This window comes from Clostridium sp. AM42-4, assembly GCF_003480105.1.
Taxonomy (GTDB): Bacteria; Bacillota; Clostridia; order Lachnospirales; family Lachnospiraceae; genus Brotaphodocola.
The window spans coordinates 155075-171922 of the sequence record NZ_QUIK01000001.1 but is presented as its reverse complement, the minus strand read 5'-3'; the positions used below and the strand labels follow the sequence as shown (position 1 = coordinate 171922).

General features: G+C 48.8%; 12 protein-coding genes. 8 read left to right on the top strand and 4 right to left on the bottom strand.

All coding sequences use genetic code 11. The annotated features are described in order from the left end of the window. The first annotated feature begins 112 nt into the window (after positions 1-112). The 4 genes from DW922_RS00770 (at position 113) to DW922_RS00755 (ending at position 5939) form a co-directional block, all read left to right on the top strand. Positions 113-1576 (top strand): NAD(P)/FAD-dependent oxidoreductase, encoded by a 1464-nt coding sequence (locus DW922_RS00770; protein WP_118542407.1) that lies wholly within the window; start codon positions 113-115, stop codon positions 1574-1576. After that, positions 1573-2808 carry an FAD-dependent oxidoreductase gene (locus DW922_RS00765; RefSeq protein WP_118725486.1) on the top strand — a complete coding sequence of 412 codons (1236 nt, stop codon included), beginning with the start codon at positions 1573-1575 and terminating at the stop codon, positions 2806-2808. The genes DW922_RS00770 and DW922_RS00765 overlap by 4 nt, the downstream gene beginning before the upstream one ends. Beyond that, entirely contained in the window at positions 2802-3164 is a 363-nt protein-coding gene (locus DW922_RS00760; RefSeq protein ID WP_118542411.1) for a DUF1667 domain-containing protein, read from the top strand. The genes DW922_RS00765 and DW922_RS00760 overlap by 7 nt, the downstream gene beginning before the upstream one ends. A gap of 129 nt (positions 3165-3293) precedes the next feature. Further along, positions 3294-5939: a hypothetical protein gene (locus tag DW922_RS00755; protein ID WP_118725485.1), complete on the top strand. Its 2646-nt coding sequence runs from the start codon at positions 3294-3296 to the stop codon at positions 5937-5939. A gap of 87 nt (positions 5940-6026) precedes the next feature. Here DW922_RS00755 and DW922_RS00750 read toward each other — a convergent pair whose 3' ends face one another. Then, positions 6027-6944: a LysR family transcriptional regulator gene (locus DW922_RS00750; RefSeq protein ID WP_118718322.1), complete on the bottom strand. Its 918-nt coding sequence runs from the start codon at positions 6942-6944 to the stop codon at positions 6027-6029. A gap of 261 nt (positions 6945-7205) precedes the next feature. On the opposite strand from DW922_RS00750, the gene DW922_RS00745 reads away from it, so the two are divergent. Both DW922_RS00745 and DW922_RS00740 read left to right on the top strand, forming a co-directional pair. Further along, positions 7206-8993, top strand: a complete 1788-nt coding sequence (locus DW922_RS00745) for an alpha/beta hydrolase-fold protein (protein WP_118725484.1) — start codon at positions 7206-7208, stop codon at positions 8991-8993. A 305-nt stretch (positions 8994-9298) separates the two neighbouring features. Then, positions 9299-10537, top strand: coding sequence for an NAD(P)-dependent oxidoreductase (locus DW922_RS00740; protein WP_118718320.1), 1239 nt, complete (start codon positions 9299-9301; stop codon positions 10535-10537). A gap of 61 nt (positions 10538-10598) precedes the next feature. Here DW922_RS00740 and DW922_RS00735 read toward each other — a convergent pair whose 3' ends face one another. After that, positions 10599-11531, bottom strand: coding sequence for a LysR family transcriptional regulator (locus DW922_RS00735; RefSeq protein ID WP_118725483.1), 933 nt, complete (start codon positions 11529-11531; stop codon positions 10599-10601). Positions 11532-11743: 212 nt separating this feature from the next. On the opposite strand from DW922_RS00735, the gene DW922_RS00730 reads away from it, so the two are divergent. Both DW922_RS00730 and DW922_RS00725 read left to right on the top strand, forming a co-directional pair. Then, positions 11744-13060 (top strand): lactate racemase domain-containing protein, encoded by a 1317-nt coding sequence (locus tag DW922_RS00730; protein WP_118725482.1) that lies wholly within the window; start codon positions 11744-11746, stop codon positions 13058-13060. A 243-nt stretch (positions 13061-13303) separates the two neighbouring features. After that, on the top strand, positions 13304-14392 hold the full coding sequence (locus DW922_RS00725; protein WP_118718317.1) for an iron-containing alcohol dehydrogenase family protein: 1089 nt from the start codon (positions 13304-13306) through the stop codon (positions 14390-14392). Positions 14393-14599: 207 nt separating this feature from the next. Here DW922_RS00725 and DW922_RS00720 read toward each other — a convergent pair whose 3' ends face one another. Together DW922_RS00720 and DW922_RS00715 are read right to left on the bottom strand one after the other, a co-directional pair. Then, positions 14600-15508, bottom strand: a complete 909-nt coding sequence (locus DW922_RS00720; RefSeq protein WP_118718316.1) for a LysR family transcriptional regulator — start codon at positions 15506-15508, stop codon at positions 14600-14602. Positions 15509-15888: 380 nt separating this feature from the next. Then, positions 15889-16761, bottom strand: a complete 873-nt coding sequence (locus DW922_RS00715) for a hypothetical protein (RefSeq protein WP_118718315.1) — start codon at positions 16759-16761, stop codon at positions 15889-15891. Between the last annotated feature and the right edge of the window lie 87 nt (positions 16762-16848).

Below are 16848 nucleotides of genomic sequence, written 5' to 3'. Positions count from 1 at the left end.
TAAGACAAGCTGTGCTGGAAAGGCAGCGCAGCTGGAACAGTGAAAATCCGGGGCAGCGGTGAGCGCAGTGGATTTTTGCAGGAACGAAGTGAGAAAGTGAGGATGGATCAGTATGATGTCCTATGATGTGATCGTAATCGGCGCGGGAGTTGTCGGTTCGGCTGTGGCACGTGAGTTATCACGCTATCAGTTAAACGCGGCAGTGCTGGAGAAGGAGCTGGATGTGGCATGCGGAAACAGCAGCCGCAACACCGGTATGCTCCACGCAGGATTTACCTACAAACCAGGCAGCTTAAAGGCAGAGTGTGCGGTGGAAGGAAACCAGGAGTTTGACCAGGTGGCTAAGGAGCTGGGTGTTCCGTTCAAGCGGACCGGAAAACTGGTTGTCGGCTTTACCGACCATGACCGCGAGAATATCTTAAAGTACAAAGCGATTGGTGAGCAGAACGGTGTCAAGGGTATGCGCATGATCGACAAGGACGAGATCAACCGCATCGATCCGAACGCAGGCGGTGAGTTTGCCATGTATGTGCCGTCTTCCGGTATCCTCGATCCGATGCAGTACACCATCGGTCTGGCTGAGAATGCATGCCAGAACGGTGTGAAATTCCATTTTGGACAGAAGGTAACCGGCATCACGAGAGATGAGGCAAAGGATGTCTGGGTAGTAACGACTGAGACCGACACCTTTGAGACGAAGTGGGTCATCAACTGCGCCGGTATGTACGCATCTGAGATTTCTGAGATGCTGGGTTACCCGAATTACCCGGTAAAGGGCTTTAAGGGTGAGTATTATGTGCTGGATAAAAAGGCAGGAAAGTTCCTTTCCATCCCGGTTTACCCGGCGCCGAATGACAAGGGCGGTTTCTCCACCCACGCAACCCCAACGGTTGACGGAAACGTGCTGGTAGGACCGGACTCCTATGTGACAGAAGGCCGCGAGGACTATGTGGTGACCAAGGAGCATATGGACGGACTGTTCCGTGACGGAAGCAAGATGTTCAAACAGATGAAGCGCGAATACTTTATCCGCAATTTTGCCGGTATCCGCTGGAAACGTTACAATCCGGAGACTGGCGAGATCCTGGATTTCCTGTTAGAGTCCGATGATGCGCATCCGCATACCGTAAACCTGGTCGGCATTGAGTCTCCGGGTGTGACCTGCGCATTGCCGTTAGCAAGACGTGCAGTAGCACTGTTAGTTCAGAAGGAGCAGCCGCAGAAGAACGAAAGCTTTAACCCGGTACGTCCGGTGAAGAAGCGCTTCCACGAGATGAGCCATGAAGAGCAGCAGCAGGCAATCAAAGAGAATCCGCTGTACGGCGAGGTGGTCTGCCGCTGTGAGACCGTGACAAAGGCTGAGATCCTGGATGCGATCCGCAATCCTCTTGGTGTCTGCACGGTAACCGGCATCAAGAACCGCACCCGCGCGACCATGGGACGCTGCCAGGGCGGCTACTGCGAGACCCGCATTACCGAGATGATTGAGCAGGAGAAGCATCTTGCTCCGGAAGAGGTACGCTATTCCAAACGTGATTCTTATATTTTCACAGGAAAGGTCAGGGACGTAAAATGAGAAATGTAGATGTAGTAATTATCGGCGGCGGCCCGGCTGGCCTTGCGGCAGCCCTGGAGCTTTGGAAAAAGGGTATTCATGATATTTTGATCTTAGAGCGGGAAAAGGGACTGGGCGGAATCCTGCGCCAGTGTATCCACGATGGTTTTGGTCTGACCCGTTTCGGCGAGACCTTGAGCGGACCGGAATATGCTTCCCGCTTTGCAAAGCAGGTGAAAGAGCTGGGCATTCCGTACATGACAGATACCACAGTCCTGGAGCTGACACCGGACAAGCAGGTGTTCGCGGCATCTCCGGAGGGACTTTTGGAGATCCAGGCGAAAGCTGTGATCCTGGCTATGGGCTGCAGAGAGCGCACCCGCGGCGCCATCAGCACACCGGGTACCCGTCCGGCTGGCGTGTATACAGCAGGTGTGGCACAGGCTTACATCAACTTAAAGAACCGCATGCCGGGTAAAAATGTCGTGATCCTCGGATCTGGCGATATCGGCATGATCATGGCGAGACGTATGACCCTGGAGGGAGCGAAGGTACTTGGCGTATTTGAGATCCAGCCTTATGCGAGCGGACTTCCGAGAAACATTGAGCAGTGCTTAAACGACTACAACATTCCGCTGCACTTAAGCCACTCCGTAACCGAGATCCGCGGTGTGGACCGCCTGGAGAGCGTTGTGATCTCCGAAGTGGATGACAAGCTGCAGCCGATTCCGGGAACCGAGAAGGAGTATCCGTGTGACACCCTGATTCTTTCTGTCGGACTGATCCCAGAGAACGAGCTGACCTGGATGGCTGGCGCGAAAGAAGACCTGGGCACCAAAGGCGCATCCGTTGACGAGAACTTCCAGACCACCGTTCCTGGTGTGTTTGCAGCAGGAAACGTGCTCCATGTGCATGACCTGGTAGATTTCGTTTCCATGGAGGCAGAGGAGCTGGCAGACGGAGCAGCCCGCTACATCAAAGAGGGTTCTCTTCCGGAGTGCGGACTTGCAATCACCGGAGATAACATGGTAGGTCAGTTAACCCCGGCCCGTTTCAGCGGAACCGGCAATGTGACCGTGTCCTTCCGTATGAGAAAACCGGTGAGAAACTGTACCGTAGAGCTGTGGCAGGGTGACCATCTGGTAAAACAGAAGAAGTTCCCGAAGGCACTTCCGGCTGAGATGATCCAGATCGCGTTGAAACCGGAAGAGCTGAACGAAAAGGATAACCTGGAGGTGAGAGTGGTATGTTAAGAACCTTTACCTGTATTATGTGTCCGCAGGGCTGCGAGATCACTGCGGAGGGAAATGAAGCACCATATACCATTACCGGCAATAAGTGCAAACGGGGTCATGAATATGTTGAGCAGGAGCTGGTAAACCCGATGCGAAACATTGCAACCTCCATTCTGGTGGAGGGCGGAGAGATGCCGCTTGCCAGTGTCCGATTAAGCGCACCGATCCCGAAAGCAAAGATCTTCGATGTCATGAACGAGATCCGCAAGGTAAAACGCACTGCGCCGGTTCATGAGGGCGAGGTTGTCATCGAGAATGTGCTGGGACTGGGCAGCAATGTCATTGTGACCAGGACTGTGGAAGCAGAGAAATAAATTTTTCTTAGAGCATTATAAAAAATATGAATGCATAAGGATTTACAATAAAAGAATAACGAACCGTGATTTGCTTTTTCCTGACAAAATTCTTAAACTGATGGTAACAAGATTAATCAGGAGGGTATTATGGGAAAGCAAAGAATGAAAAAAGCATTATCGGTTGCACTGAGTGCTTCGATGGCAATTGGTGCGTTGGCTTCCGTACAGCCGTTTCCGGCAGTAGCTGCGGTAACCAGCGGAATTGTGACAAGACTTGCAGATGATATGGTGGTAGCAAACAGTGTTTATGGCTGGGTTACAGAGGATGCAGCAGAAAACAGCGACCATACTATCAGTATCAGGATCATGCCAGCAGGACAAACCAAAGAGGCAGAGTATACCACAGCAGTGAGATACGGCTCTTCGAACGACATGACGAAAGCATCTCAGGCAGGAAGCATTGTCAACCGGTGTACGAAAGGCAGTTTTGTTGAGATTTGCCTGAACAAAGCAGGACAGGTCATTGATATCCGGAGAGTACTCCAGAGCGGACTGAACTTTGATACCGCAAAATATGGCGGAGATCTGACTGCAATTGGCAGCACGGTTTCAAACAAAGGCGTAAATTATTCCGACATCTACCGCGATGATTCCGGAAAAACCGGCGCATTGACCGGTACGGCCGGAAGAATGGTAGCGATGGGATGGCTGTTGAATAAAAACGGAGTTGACCGTACCATCACAGTTGGCGATGGAAACCGGACAACAGATGTATTCAATGAAACCTATAAGGTTGCAGATAATGTAAAAGTATACAGCATTAAGACGGATGGGGATTTTTCCGCAACGAAGATCAGCTTCAACGGAGAGGCTGTTGTGCCGGATACCGAGCAGGAGGGCAGCGCGCCGGCAGACGTATCGAAGGTATTGACTGCATCAGAACTGAAAAACGGTTTTATTTATGATACGCCGTCAGAGAAGCGTACACAGGTTGTGGTAATCTTTGATCAGGATTATGAGCATTTCGGTGAGAATTCCGGAGATGCTGTGGTAACCGAGATTTATGAATATGAGGGACATGAGGATGTCAGCAAGTTTGTAGGACTTAAGCCGGAAATCGTGCGGATTGGAAGTGATTTCTCTACAAAAGAGCAGGGAAGTCCAAAACCGACGAATGCACCGTTCCTTGTGGCAGCAAGTCCGATTGAAGTTGTTGGAAATAAGATGTGGACAATTGGAGATATTGAAGACAACTGTCCGATCTTCAAAGGAGGTACCGATAAAAATGGCGGAAACTTCCTGGTTCAGTTTGATACAGGATGGCCGCGTAACGCTTATCAGTACATGAAGAACATTGAGAAGACCGGCAACGATCCTCGTGATCTGGATATGCTTCTGGTTCCGCATGGACATGGCGATCACTATGGTTCTCTGTATGATGAGTGGGAAACCATTGTGCGTTCAAAAAATAATGTGAATAATGAGATCAGCCCGATCGTTTACGAAAGTTATGAGGATACGATTGGTTTTGATGTTCATAACTTCCCGGAGATCAAGGGAATCTATGATGACCAGTCTGTCCGCTCCATCATCACAAACTGGTATCCGAATGATACCTGGAATAAGCTGGGCGACGGATTATCCATGATGGTGACTTTGACACCTGGTCATTCCCAGGGCTGTGGTTCTGCTGTATTCGATGTACAGGTGCAGGAAACCATGAAAGACGCAAAACTGACTTATGAGTATGAGCCGGGCAATGCGGCTGCAGATTCCGAGGGTTATGTCCGCAAATACAGTGACTATAAACCTGGTGACCACATCATGTTCGCGTATATGGGCGGTTACGGCATCAATGGTCTGGACAGCGCAAAAACAGCCGGATTCCGGAGAACTGCTTTTGTAAGTTCTCTGCGTTACATTGAGAGCGTCTTCAGCAATATGGATGTTCCGGGACAGAAGGGCCGGAAGGCAGATGGCGTTTACAATCTTGCCCAGCATACCAATCAGTATCCGTATACGGAAACTGCAGAAGTTATGAAAGAGTACAATAAGGCAACTGGTCAGAATTATAGCTTCCTTCATTTCATGAGAGAAGGCCGGGAAGAGATCATCAACTTCTGTGAGAAGAGAGCTTCTGCTATGCTGTACAGTGACTATACCAAACAGTATATGAAGGATTACGAAGCAAATGGCAACAGCAGTCCTTTCTATACCTATGACGGAATTCAGATCAAGACTGATATCACAAGTCCGAAGCTGAAAGACAGTACCTTGGAGGATGCTGGTCCGTACAAGCATAATGGCGGCCAGACAACCATTCAGATCAGTGATCAGGCAGATATTCTGGTTATGCATGGATACGATGTATTCCTGAATAAGGGCGTAGTACCGGAGAGTGCAAAGATCATGACAAAATCTGCAGATACCGGAATTGCCAAGAGCAACTGGAATGTAGTAAAAGGTTTTGCGTTTGCAAAAGACGGTTATGTCTATGACCCGGACAAGTGGTATGTTCAGATCGCTGCGCATGTGAATGATGGCTACGATGGAAATGTCTACAGCAATCAGGAAGCAAACCAGGGTGTTGAGCTGCTGAGCGGTCCGGTAGATTCCCTTCGCGGAACCGGATGGACAGAGATTATCCGTACCGGCGCCATGACCAAAGAGCAGGCAGAGGCAGTTGCTGCTTCCCTGGAGCAGGGCAAGAGCTATACGGTAAACTTAAAGAAGACCGGTGACATCATCAACAATGAAGAAGATGTTATGAAAACATTTGTTCCGGTTAACTAGTTAGAGAAAATAGAAAAAGGATTGGAAACGGATCGGAAAGCCGCCGCAGCAGCTTTTCGGTCCGTTTTTTTAAAAGAGGGGGAAACCTTATTTTTTAGACAGATAATTCATAATCAGATTTTCGGTCAAAAAGGAAGCATTGGTCCGGTAGTATCCTTTTTTCCAGATTGCGTACATGGACCAGCTCAGCTTCTGCGGAAGCTGAAAGTACGCAATTTCATCATCAAAGGAACGGTACCAGGCGGGAAGAATGCTGCAGGCAACGTTATTCCGGATAAGTTCCAGAATTGACTGGTTGGCATTTACATGCAGAATGACATTGGGGGTTATGCCCAATTCTGCAAGGTAGTTTAGGATCATCTTGTTGGATGAAGTAAAGGGTGATGTTAAAATGTAAGATGCCTGGGAGAGCTGGCTGCAGTCGCAGACAGAAAGATCCGCAAGGGCGGTGCTGCCTGCCGCGGCGCCCTGGGACAGCGGATTTTCCCTGGAAACGGCAAAAAGAAATTGCTCTTCTGTCAGTGCATGATACGCAATCCCATTTAATTCTGAATGGTCTGGAAGCAGGACAAAACCCAGATCAGCGGCCCCGCGGATGATACGGTTTAACTGACGATGCACGCTGGTTTGGATGGCATTCATCGTGATGTGGGGAAATTTTCTGTGAAAATCCGGGAAAATGGCTGTCATGATCTCTGTTCCGCGCTCCATGGGCAGGAGGACGGAAAGAGAACCGGTCTGATTCTGGGAAAAATCATTCATGACAGACAGTGCGTCATTTTTGTTCAAAAGGATGGAGTGGGCGTATTTTACGAAAACAGTTCCGGCCTCCGTCAGGGTAACATTTCCGTGCGAGCGGTGGAACAACTGGACACCGAGTTCTTTCTCTAACTTGATAATCTGCTGGGTAAGAGCAGGCTGAGAATAAAAAAGGTGTTCCGCAGCTTTGGAAAAACTGCCTGTATCCGCAACTTCTACAACGTATTCTAACTGGTTGAATTCCATAATATCCCTTCCTGTTCTGGTTCTTCTGAATGTTGGTTCCCTGCTTTGAAGTTTTCTAAAAAATATCTGTAGTGGATTACAGTCTAAATGTACATATATATATTAACAGGTTAGAATGCAAATGAATGATCCGTTTTTTAAGAATATCATTAGAAAAAATAAGAAATAAGAATTCGTGATGAATGGATAACGGTTTATGATTTGCTTTTTCAGGCGAGATTTTTTAAACTGGGAACAGAACGTATTGGGAAGGAGAAGGTTATGAAAGCAAAAAGAGTATTTACAGCAACATTGTCATTGATCATGGCGGCATTCCCGCTGACAGCCTTTGGGGCAACCGTCACAAGCGGCAATCAGCTGCAGGATCCGGTACCGCTCACTTCTGTAGTACAGGAGACGGTAACAGTGGATCCGAACAATCCATTGGGAACGGCGCTGGCAGGCGGGTATTATTCCGTGGATCTTGCTTTGGAGAATGGAAGCAACCGAACCGCGTATCAGTATGTGCCGAAAACCGTAGGATACAGACAGCCGGAAGTAGCCATTGCAGTGCCGTCTGGAGCGGAAGCCGGCCAGTTTATTCTTGATTCCGGCTGGAAAGCGGTAGCGGATGAAAATGGAATCTGCCTTGTATTGATGACAGCGGAAAATGGCGCTTGGAAAGCGGATGAGTCTGCGTATACGGATGCCGTTGTAGAGTTCATGGATGGCCGCAAATATCTTCAGACACAGGATTCGGCTTTTTATATGGCAGGCTATGGGGATGGCGCAAATACCGTTATGAGTGCTGCCCTGGATAAGTCGGAATTATTTGCCGGTTTTGCCGCATTTGGTGTAGATAACTTTGATGTGCGTTTGCTGGAAGCAGCCAAGTCCGCGCCAAGCAACGCAAAAGGAGTTATGAAGAGTGAAGTGGCAGTTCCGATGTGGATTGGCGCAGAGTCTGTTACACAGCCGGTAAATCAACTGGTTGAGTTCTGGAAACAGGCTAATTCCTGTGGAAACGAGGTTTCATCCAATCAGTATGCATCCATGATTTATCAGCCGGTCGGCTATCTGGCAAAGACCAATCAGATTACTTACCAGGATTGCTCCAAGGTTATGGTAACGCTTGGTCTGGATCAGACGCAGAAACCGGAATTTACAAGTAATCTGTATAACAATTTCCTGAAACGGACACGCCGTCAGGACAGCGGTGATATCAACGCGCTGCGGGCATTTGGCACCAATGCGGAGCGCGGAATTGAACGGAAAACCATGAAATCCAATGGAACGCTTCGCGAGTTTTATGTTTATGTTCCGACCGCAGTGAAGAATGGAAGCATGAAGAATGTGCCGGTTGTATTTGCGTTTCATGGAGGCGGCGGTTCTGGTGAGGAATTTGCGGCACGTTCCGGATGGGACAAAGTAGCGGAAGAGAGAAACTTCATTGTGGTATTCCCAACGGGATGCAGAAGTGACAGTAAGTTTAAGGCAAGTACAACCTGGAAGGTGGATGATCTTCCATTCTTCTCTGAAATGCGTGCCTATATGCTGAGAAACTATTCCATTGACGCAAGTCGTATTTATGTGAGCGGACAGTCTATGGGCTGTTTCATGAGTTCTACGATCGCCTTAACACATCCGGAATGGATTGCTGCATGCGCAGCGACCTCTGCGCGTGTTATGCCGAGCGAAACTGCCAATGTCAACACATCCCTGGTTATGCCGTATATGTGGTCTGTCGGTGAGAAAGATAAGTATTTTGTTGAGGGCGGAAAGGACTACGGAAAAGTTCCTGCCTGCATTGGAGAGTGGCGCGTGCGCTATGATATTTCGGCAGATGAGTCCAACACCTATACTTATCAGAATGGTAATTTCCATGGTTACGATTTTAAGAATACGCAGGGCATTACCTTAGTGCGTGAACAGTGGGTAAAAGATAAAATCCACGCAATGCTGCCGGATGAAGTGTATACGTTATATGACTTCATGAGCAGCTATTCCAGAGGCAGTGACGGCACTTCCTATTATATGAACATGCCGATCACCGGCACTTCTGATCATTAGAACGAAGTGTTTCTTTGGGAGATAGATGGAGAAGGAATCTGTTTGTTAATTAACAGCTGAAAAATTCTGTTGCAAATTAGAAAAAATGGTCTGGAACCAACGGTTTCAGGCCATTTTTTCGTGCATTCCCGGCATAGGAATTCTGCACATTGTACGAAATTCAAAAATACTTGATGCCTTTTTAACTTAACTTGTATACAGAATACAGTAGGTGTAGAATAAGACTGAAGTTGAGAATATGAGTATAAAAATGAAAAACAGGCCAGTTGTCTGATTACTGGTCAAGATGAAAGGGAGAGAATGTTATGGCAGTACATGTAATTAATGAAGCAAACCGTTGTCTGAATTGTAAGAAACCGATGTGTATGCAGGGATGTCCGATCCATACCCCGATCCCGATGATGATCAAGGCGTTTAAAGAAGGAAACTTAAATGAGGCCGGGGAGATGCTGTTTGAGAATAACCCGATGTCCATGATCTGTTCCCTGGTGTGTAACCATGGAAACCAGTGTGAGGGACATTGTGTTCTGGGACGCAAAGGCGAGCCGGTACACATCAGCAGCATTGAAAATTATGTTTCCGATACTTATTTTGATAAAATGCAGATTCCGTGCCAGCCGAAGAATGGCAAGAAAGTGGCAGTTATTGGCGCAGGTCCTGCAGGAATTACGATTGCGATCTTGCTGGCAAAAAAGGGATATGGCGTGACGATCTTTGATTCCAGAGATAAGATCGGCGGTGTGCTGCAGTATGGTATTCCGGCATTCCGTCTTCCAAAGTCGATCCTGGAGCGTTATAAAACAAAGCTTCGTGAGATCGGCATTAAGATTCGTCCGAACACCACCATTGGCGGAGCATTGGAGATCAAGGATCTGTTCCGTGACGGTTATCAGAGTATTTTCATTGGTACCGGTGTGTGGAGACCGAAGACTCTGGGTATCAAGGGAGAGTCTCTGGGACATGTGCATTTTGCGATTGATTATCTGGCAAACCCGGATTCTTATGAACTGGGAGACAGCGTGGCAATCATTGGCATGGGAAACTCTGCCATGGATGTGGCGAGAACCGCGCTTCGAAAAGGAAGCCGCCGCGTAACATTGTATGCGCGCGGACTGACCAGTCAGGCAAGCGAAGACGAGACGGCTTACGCAAAGTTAGACGGCGCGCAGCTTGCGTTTGGCTGGCAGCCGGTAGAAATCAATGATGACGGCCCGGTGTTTAAAAAGGTATTATTTGATGAAGAAGGCAAACAGACCGGCGTAGATGCGACGCCGGTTCAGGTTCATGCGGATAGCGTGATCATCTCCATCAGCCAGGGACCGAAGAGCAAGCTGGTCAATACCACTGAGGGCTTGAAAGCATCCGAGAATGGACTTCTGGTGACCAACAGTTTTGGCGAGACCACGCATCCGGGCATTTTTGCGGCAGGAGATGTCGTGCTGGGTGCCAAGACCGTGGTGCAGGCAACGGCTTATGCCAAGATGGTGGCTGACGCGATGGACAAATATATGCGCGGGGAACTTATGGAGGCACCGCAGGCCTAGAAGCCAAAGAAAGGCCCTGCGGTGGATGAAGTCCGGGATATCGGCTTGCGCGGTAATTGCCTCAGCGCAGTTCCAGTGCCCCCCAGTATTCTTTTGCCAGCTTGATAAAGGCGTGGGCGGCATCGGTTAAGTAGCTGCCCCGCTTGCAGCTGACGGTGACGTCCCAGACCGGATGTGAGGGCATGGAGAAGAATGCCACATTTTCAAAGGTGCTGCGGTGGGCACCGGCGGCGAAAAACGCAGGAACCACGGTGCAGCAGATGTTGGCGGAGACCATTTCCAGGGCATTGACGGAACGCTGGGTATAGAACAGGGTTCTTGGGGAGAAGCCGCATGTCTCAAAGTGATTTGCCAGCATGCGAAACATTGTGGACTGCTTGTACATCATGGCGAAGGGGTCGCTTTGCAGAAGGGAAAGATCGAGTTCTGCATAGCGGCTCTTTTCTGTTTCACGGGCGTACCGGCAGGCCGGATGTGAGGCGGGGACGGCCAGAAGGAGTTCTTCTTTTGCCAACGGTGTATAAATGTCATCGGTGCGTTGGTCTTCGGATAGGGTGAGAAACGCAAGATCCAGTTCTCCGTTTCGCAGCATCTGCTGCTGGTCACGGACGCTGTTCTCATAAATGCTGATGGTGACTTCCGGGTAGTCCTGGTGAAACAGCGGGTAGATATGGGTGAACATCGTGCTTCCGTGCTCCGAAGTGATGCCTACGGTGAGCGTGCCGCGGTGCGCGTTTACCAGATCCTGAAGCCGTTTGTCGGTTTCGCGGCGGATCTGTAAGATTTCCCGGGCAGATGTCAGGTAGACGTTGCCGGCTTCTGTGGGGGTCCAGCCATTGCGGGAACGGTAGAAGAGCGGAGCGCCGATTTCCCGTTCCAGGTTTGCCACCTGCTGGGTCAGGGCGGATGGAGTAACAAAGAGTTTTTCCGCGGCCCGGTTCAGTTTCTGTTCTTCGGCAATGGTGACGATATATTCGATTTCCTTGAGGTTCATGAGAATCAGGACTCCTTTCTGTATGGAATGATATGCGAAATGGATAGTTTCAGTATAATCGGATTTACGGCGACAGGCAAGATTTACATTAAGATTAACTAAATAAAACACAAGAAGGTTTAAATTTACTTTCTTATATAGGGCTGATATGATAAACGTATCAGAAAAAATAAGAACTGTCACAAGTGTTTTTTATAAATTAGGAGGGTACTATGAAAGAGATTCAGTCAAACGGCAAGGTTTCTGAGTTACTGCGCGATGTGAGCATTCCGAAAATGTTCCACGCAAGACAGACATTCCCGCGTGATTTCATCCGCCCGGAGGATATTCCGGCAGTGGTAAACCGCGAGATGGGGCAGGAGCAGTTTTCTTCCCTGATCAAACCGGGGATGGAGATCGCCATTACCGCAGGAAGCCGCGGAATCCGCAACGTAGACATTATCACAAAGGCAATCGTTGACTTTGTAAAGGCAAAGGGAGCACATCCGTTTATCGTTCCGGCTATGGGAAGTCACGGCGGCGCAACCGCAGAGGGACAGTTAGAAATCCTGGCAGGCTACAACATCACTCCGGAGACCATGGGCTGCCCGATCAAGTCCTCCATGGAGGTGGTAGAGCTTGGTGTTTCCGAGCGCGGCAGAACCGTATATCTGGATAAGAACGCATATGAGGCAGACGGTATTATCGTTTCCTGCCGTTTAAAACCGCACAATGCATTCCGCGGCCCGTATGAGAGCGGTCCATGCAAGATGATGACCGTGGGTCTGGGCAAGCAGAAAGGCGCTTCCCTGGTACATACCGATGGTATGGATGTTATCTCCAAGAACATCCCGACCATGGCAAAGGTGGTTCTGGAAAAGGCAAAGATCCTGTTTGCGATCCCGTGCATCGAGAATGCATACGATGAGACCTGCAAGATCGAGGCAATCCTGGCAAAAGACATTATGACAAGAGAGCCGGAACTTCTGAAGTTCGCTTTCTCCAATATGCCAAAGCTTCTTGTGGAGGAGACCGATGTCCTGGTAGTCGATGAGGTTGGCAAGAACTTCAGCGGCACCGGCGTAGACCCGAACATCACCGGAACCTTCTCTACCCCATACGCAACCGGTGGTATCAAGGTTCAGCGTACCTGCTTCCTGAATTTAAGTGAGGAGTCTCACGGAAACGCACTGGGCTGTGGTCTGGCTTCTGCCATTACCAAGAAGATCTTCGATGAGATGGATGTCGAGAAGATGTATCCGAACTGCATTACCAGTACCGTACTGGCATCCGCGCGGATTCCATGCATCGTTGCCAACGATAAAGAAGCAATGCAGATCTGTGTCCGCACCTGCAACAAGATCGACCGCGAACACGCAAGAATGGTGCGTATCGCAAACAGCCTTCATATTGGTGAGATCATGCTGTCTGAGTCCTACTACGAGGATGTTAAGAATGGCAAGTACCCGGGCGTAGAGGCTCTGGACGAGCCGAAGCCGCTGGAGTTCGATGAGAACGGCAATGTCATTACCCCGGTTGGGCTGGGCTAAGGCATACGGCTGATAGAAAATAGAATTGCCTGTAACTGTGTGAGGGCAGAAAATAGCTGTAAATTGTCAGTGACACACAGTAAAACTGAGGAGATTCTGCGAAAGCAGGGTCTCCTTTTTGTACTGACAAAGAATTATTTAGAGAATTCTAAAAACTATGAGTTTTACTTATAGTACGCCGGACGCTATAATGAAGCCAGAAACAAAAAGTATTACAAAACAAAAAGACAGGGGTAGAGGAAAATGGAAAAAATCGTATTAGACACAGCAATCAAATTTGGAGCAGGAAGATACCGTCAGGAGCAGGGGCTCTTAGAGCAGTGCGGCGAGGAAGTAAAGCGTTTTGGTAAAAAAGCTTATATCGTTGCAGGTCCGCGCGCATTTGCAGCAGTCAAAGAGCGCCTGATCCCGGGATTTGAGAAAGCAGGTCTGGAATACGTAGTCGAGATTTACGAGGGAGCATGCAGCTACGAGGGCGCAAAAGAGTACGGAGATAAGGCTCTTGCAGCGGGCTGTGATGAGGTTGTCGGCATCGGCGGCGGCAAGATCATGGACTTTGCAAAGGCTGTTGGTGAGTCTGCAGGTCTTGGCGTAGTCAACATCCCGACTTCCATGTCTACCTGCGCACCGTTCACCACGATGAGCGTTATGTACACACCGGAAGGCGCAAAGAAGAACTGCTGGAGATATGAGCATGAGATCGATGCAGTCCTGGTTGATATGGATGTGATCGCGCAGTGCCCAATCCGCTACAATGCAGCAGGTATCCTGGATGCAATGGCAAAACGGATCGAGATCCAGAACGGAAAGCCGGTTATGAGACTGGAGGACAACCCATACGATCTGTACATGGCATTCAAGATGGCTGAGAATACTTATGAGGTTCTGGAAAAATATGGCCAGCAGGCGATCGAGGACAACCGCCAGCATAAAGTAACCAAGATCTTAGAGGAGGTTGCTTTCGTGAATATCGCAGTGACCGGTGTCATCGCAAACATCACCAAGAGCTTCAGCCAGTCTGCCCTGGCTCACATGATCTACGATGGAACCCGTACCTTCTTCACCCAGGAGGCAAAGAAGGCACTTCACGGCGAGATCGTTGCAGTTGGCCTGTTTGCACAGCTGTACTACAATCATCTGATCGAGGAGAAGGACCAGTTAAAGGCTTACATGAAGTCCATGGATATGCCGCTGACCTTCGATGAGCTCGGCGTAGAGAGTACCGATGAGAACTTAAAGATTCTTGAGGATTACCTGATCGACTCCCCGTATGTTGAGAAGAGCGAGGAGAGCTATGCATGCCTGCACGAGGCAATGCGCCAGATGCGCTAATTCCTATTCTGCAAAATAAAAAAGGAACGCTGCGCTGGGAAACGGCAACGAGATGCAGAGAAAAACAGCGCATGTAATAAGTAATCGAATAAGAAATGAAAAAAGATGGGACTGCCATATGATGTGGTGGTCCCATCTTTTTTTACAAATGATACAAAATTTACAAATGATACAAAATCGATAAATGTGACATTAACTGGTGCCGTACTAACAGATATAAAAGGTTTTTGCAATCTCGATAAAGCGCTGGGCCGCCTGGCTTAAGTAGCGCCCTTTTTTATAGCTTGCGGCAATCTGCCAGCAGGGGTGTGACGGCATGGAAAAGATGGAAATGCCGCTTAGGTCTCCCTGAACGTAGTAGGCCGGAATGAGACCGCAGCAGATCCTCGCACGGATCATAGTGAGAATGGTGTTGTTGTTCTGGGTTTCGAATAAGATATTCGGCTCAAACCCGGATTCCTGGAAAATATGCTCGACCAGGCTCCACATGGTGGATTTCTTGTCCATGAGCACAAATGGCTCGTATTTGAGCAGGCTTAGATCGAGGACCGGCCATGGGTGTCCGGCACAGGGAACAGCTGACTGGCAGATTGGGTGTCCGTCCGGGACAGCCAGAAGGATCTCCTCGCTGGAGAGGTTGATGTAGTTGTCCTTGGTGCGGTCGTATTCGTTTAACGTCATGAAGGCCACATCGAGCTGGTCCCCGGCAATCATGGTCTGCATTTCCTTTACCCGCTTTTCGACTGGGACAACTGTGATCTCCGGGAATTCCCGGTGGAAGATCGGGTAGACATTTCCGAAAATGGCAACGCCGCGTCCCGGCGTAAAGCCGATCGAGAGCATGCCTTTCTGCCGGTTAGCCACATCCCGGATCTGCTCGTAGGTATTTTTCTTGATCTGCAGGATCTGTTTTGCGTTCTTTACATAGATCTCCCCTGCTTCGGTTAGCCTCCAGTTTGAGCGGGAACGGTGAAACAGCGGGGTGCCAAGCTCTTTTTCCAGCTTTAAGAGCTGCTGGTTTAACGCGGGCTGTGTGATGAACAGCTTTTCTGCTGCATGGGTAATGTTGTTTTCTTCTGCAATCTTTAAAATATATTCAATCTGTTTTAAATCCATATGAAATCTCCATATCAGACAGGCTCTGCCTGATGCTTCTATTTTTTCGGAAGGTATTGCCGGGCACGCATGCGTGGACCGTGATGGGAAATATTTTCAATAGGAATTATAGCACAGGAAACCTGCTGTGACAATTTAATATAAGAAAAATTTAGAGAAAACTAAAAAATATATACTTTACGAGAAAAGTATTATGCAATATAATCAAAATATGCCGAAGAAAATGACAAGAATTTGTGCAAAACTATTAAAAATGCGTAAAGAAAAATTTGTTTGGCATTAAAAAAATGTAAAGATGGGTGTTAAGAAATCTTGTCAGACCTGTTACTGTCCACGCGTTGCGCAAACAGCAACAGGATTTGCAGAGTAACATTAGTCTTTTAAGAGACAGATCTGGCAAGATCAACCAGGTAAGAAAGCTCCGGAAATGGATCGAAGCTGATCGTTTTTTCTGTAGGCTTCTCTGTGAGGGAAAGCGCACGGGTTAAAAACCGTCCGCGGATGAAGACATCCATCGAAGAACCGTGGACACTTACCGCAACGTATCCGGGAGTGTACTTCATAAGAGACTTTAAGCTTTTACAGAAGGAGTAGGAAGGCTGCTGGTCCGTTCCCTTTGGACGGTAGAGCACGCAGTGAGACTTTAAGTCCTCATCCTCTAACGGGGCATTTTCGTAGCTGATGCTGTTTGCAAAGTACTCCATGCGGATCGGGGTCGGGACCGAGGTTTCGTCCAGTACCCTAAAATGCAGTCCGGAGTCAGATGGCAGTGTGATATGGGCCCAGACACCGGCATCGAAGTGGACACGGGGTTTGCCCTTTGCGGCGAGTTTAAAGCTCTGCGGGATGGTGGCATCGCACAGGGTGACAGGAACACCTTTGATAGTTCCGCTTACCTCCCAGCGAAAAAGCGGGGCACCGCCCTTTTCACTGTGGACCGGCATCAGGCGGGCCTGCTCTAAGGTCTCCTCGGTGATGTTCTGGTGTGCTTTTTCCAGAATCTTGTCAGTTCCAAGCTTTTTGCAGACGGTCAGCTTTAAGTTTGCGTTTGAATATGCGTTGGTGTAAGCCTTCTGGTTCGGACGCAGCACAAACAGGTGGAATACCACTGCAATGGCAAGCATAACGAAGACCAGCGGGCGCGTGATGAAAAACATGGCCAGTGTGGCAATCAGGAAAAAAAGCATGAAGAGTACGCACAGCCGGTAACGCCGGTAGGCGTGCGAAACAAGTGTCAGATCTTCTGAAATCATTTGTGAATATCCCCTTTCAAAAATTGTGTATTCATTCTAGCACAGTTATCTGGAAAGGTGAAGATATTAAATTTTCTTAACAGGAAG

Bases quoted from the DNA above. Each gene is read 5' to 3' on its own strand.
- DW922_RS00720 (WP_118718316.1), bottom strand. From the start codon at position 15,508: ATGGATTTAAAACAGATTGAATATATTTTAAAGATTGCAGAAGAAAAC.
- DW922_RS00730 (WP_118725482.1), top strand. From the start codon at position 11,744: ATGAAAGAGATTCAGTCAAACGGCAAGGTTTCTGAGTTACTGCGCGAT.
- DW922_RS00755 (WP_118725485.1), top strand. From the start codon at position 3,294: ATGGGAAAGCAAAGAATGAAAAAAGCATTATCGGTTGCACTGAGTGCT.
- DW922_RS00735 (WP_118725483.1), bottom strand. From the start codon at position 11,531: ATGAACCTCAAGGAAATCGAATATATCGTCACCATTGCCGAAGAACAG.
- DW922_RS00715 (WP_118718315.1), bottom strand. From the start codon at position 16,761: ATGATTTCAGAAGATCTGACACTTGTTTCGCACGCCTACCGGCGTTAC.
- DW922_RS00765 (WP_118725486.1), top strand. From the start codon at position 1,573: ATGAGAAATGTAGATGTAGTAATTATCGGCGGCGGCCCGGCTGGCCTT.
- DW922_RS00740 (WP_118718320.1), top strand. From the start codon at position 9,299: ATGGCAGTACATGTAATTAATGAAGCAAACCGTTGTCTGAATTGTAAG.
- DW922_RS00760 (WP_118542411.1), top strand. From the start codon at position 2,802: ATGTTAAGAACCTTTACCTGTATTATGTGTCCGCAGGGCTGCGAGATC.
- DW922_RS00770 (WP_118542407.1), top strand. From the start codon at position 113: ATGATGTCCTATGATGTGATCGTAATCGGCGCGGGAGTTGTCGGTTCG.
- DW922_RS00725 (WP_118718317.1), top strand. From the start codon at position 13,304: ATGGAAAAAATCGTATTAGACACAGCAATCAAATTTGGAGCAGGAAGA.
- DW922_RS00750 (WP_118718322.1), bottom strand. From the start codon at position 6,944: ATGGAATTCAACCAGTTAGAATACGTTGTAGAAGTTGCGGATACAGGC.
- DW922_RS00745 (WP_118725484.1), top strand. From the start codon at position 7,206: ATGAAAGCAAAAAGAGTATTTACAGCAACATTGTCATTGATCATGGCG.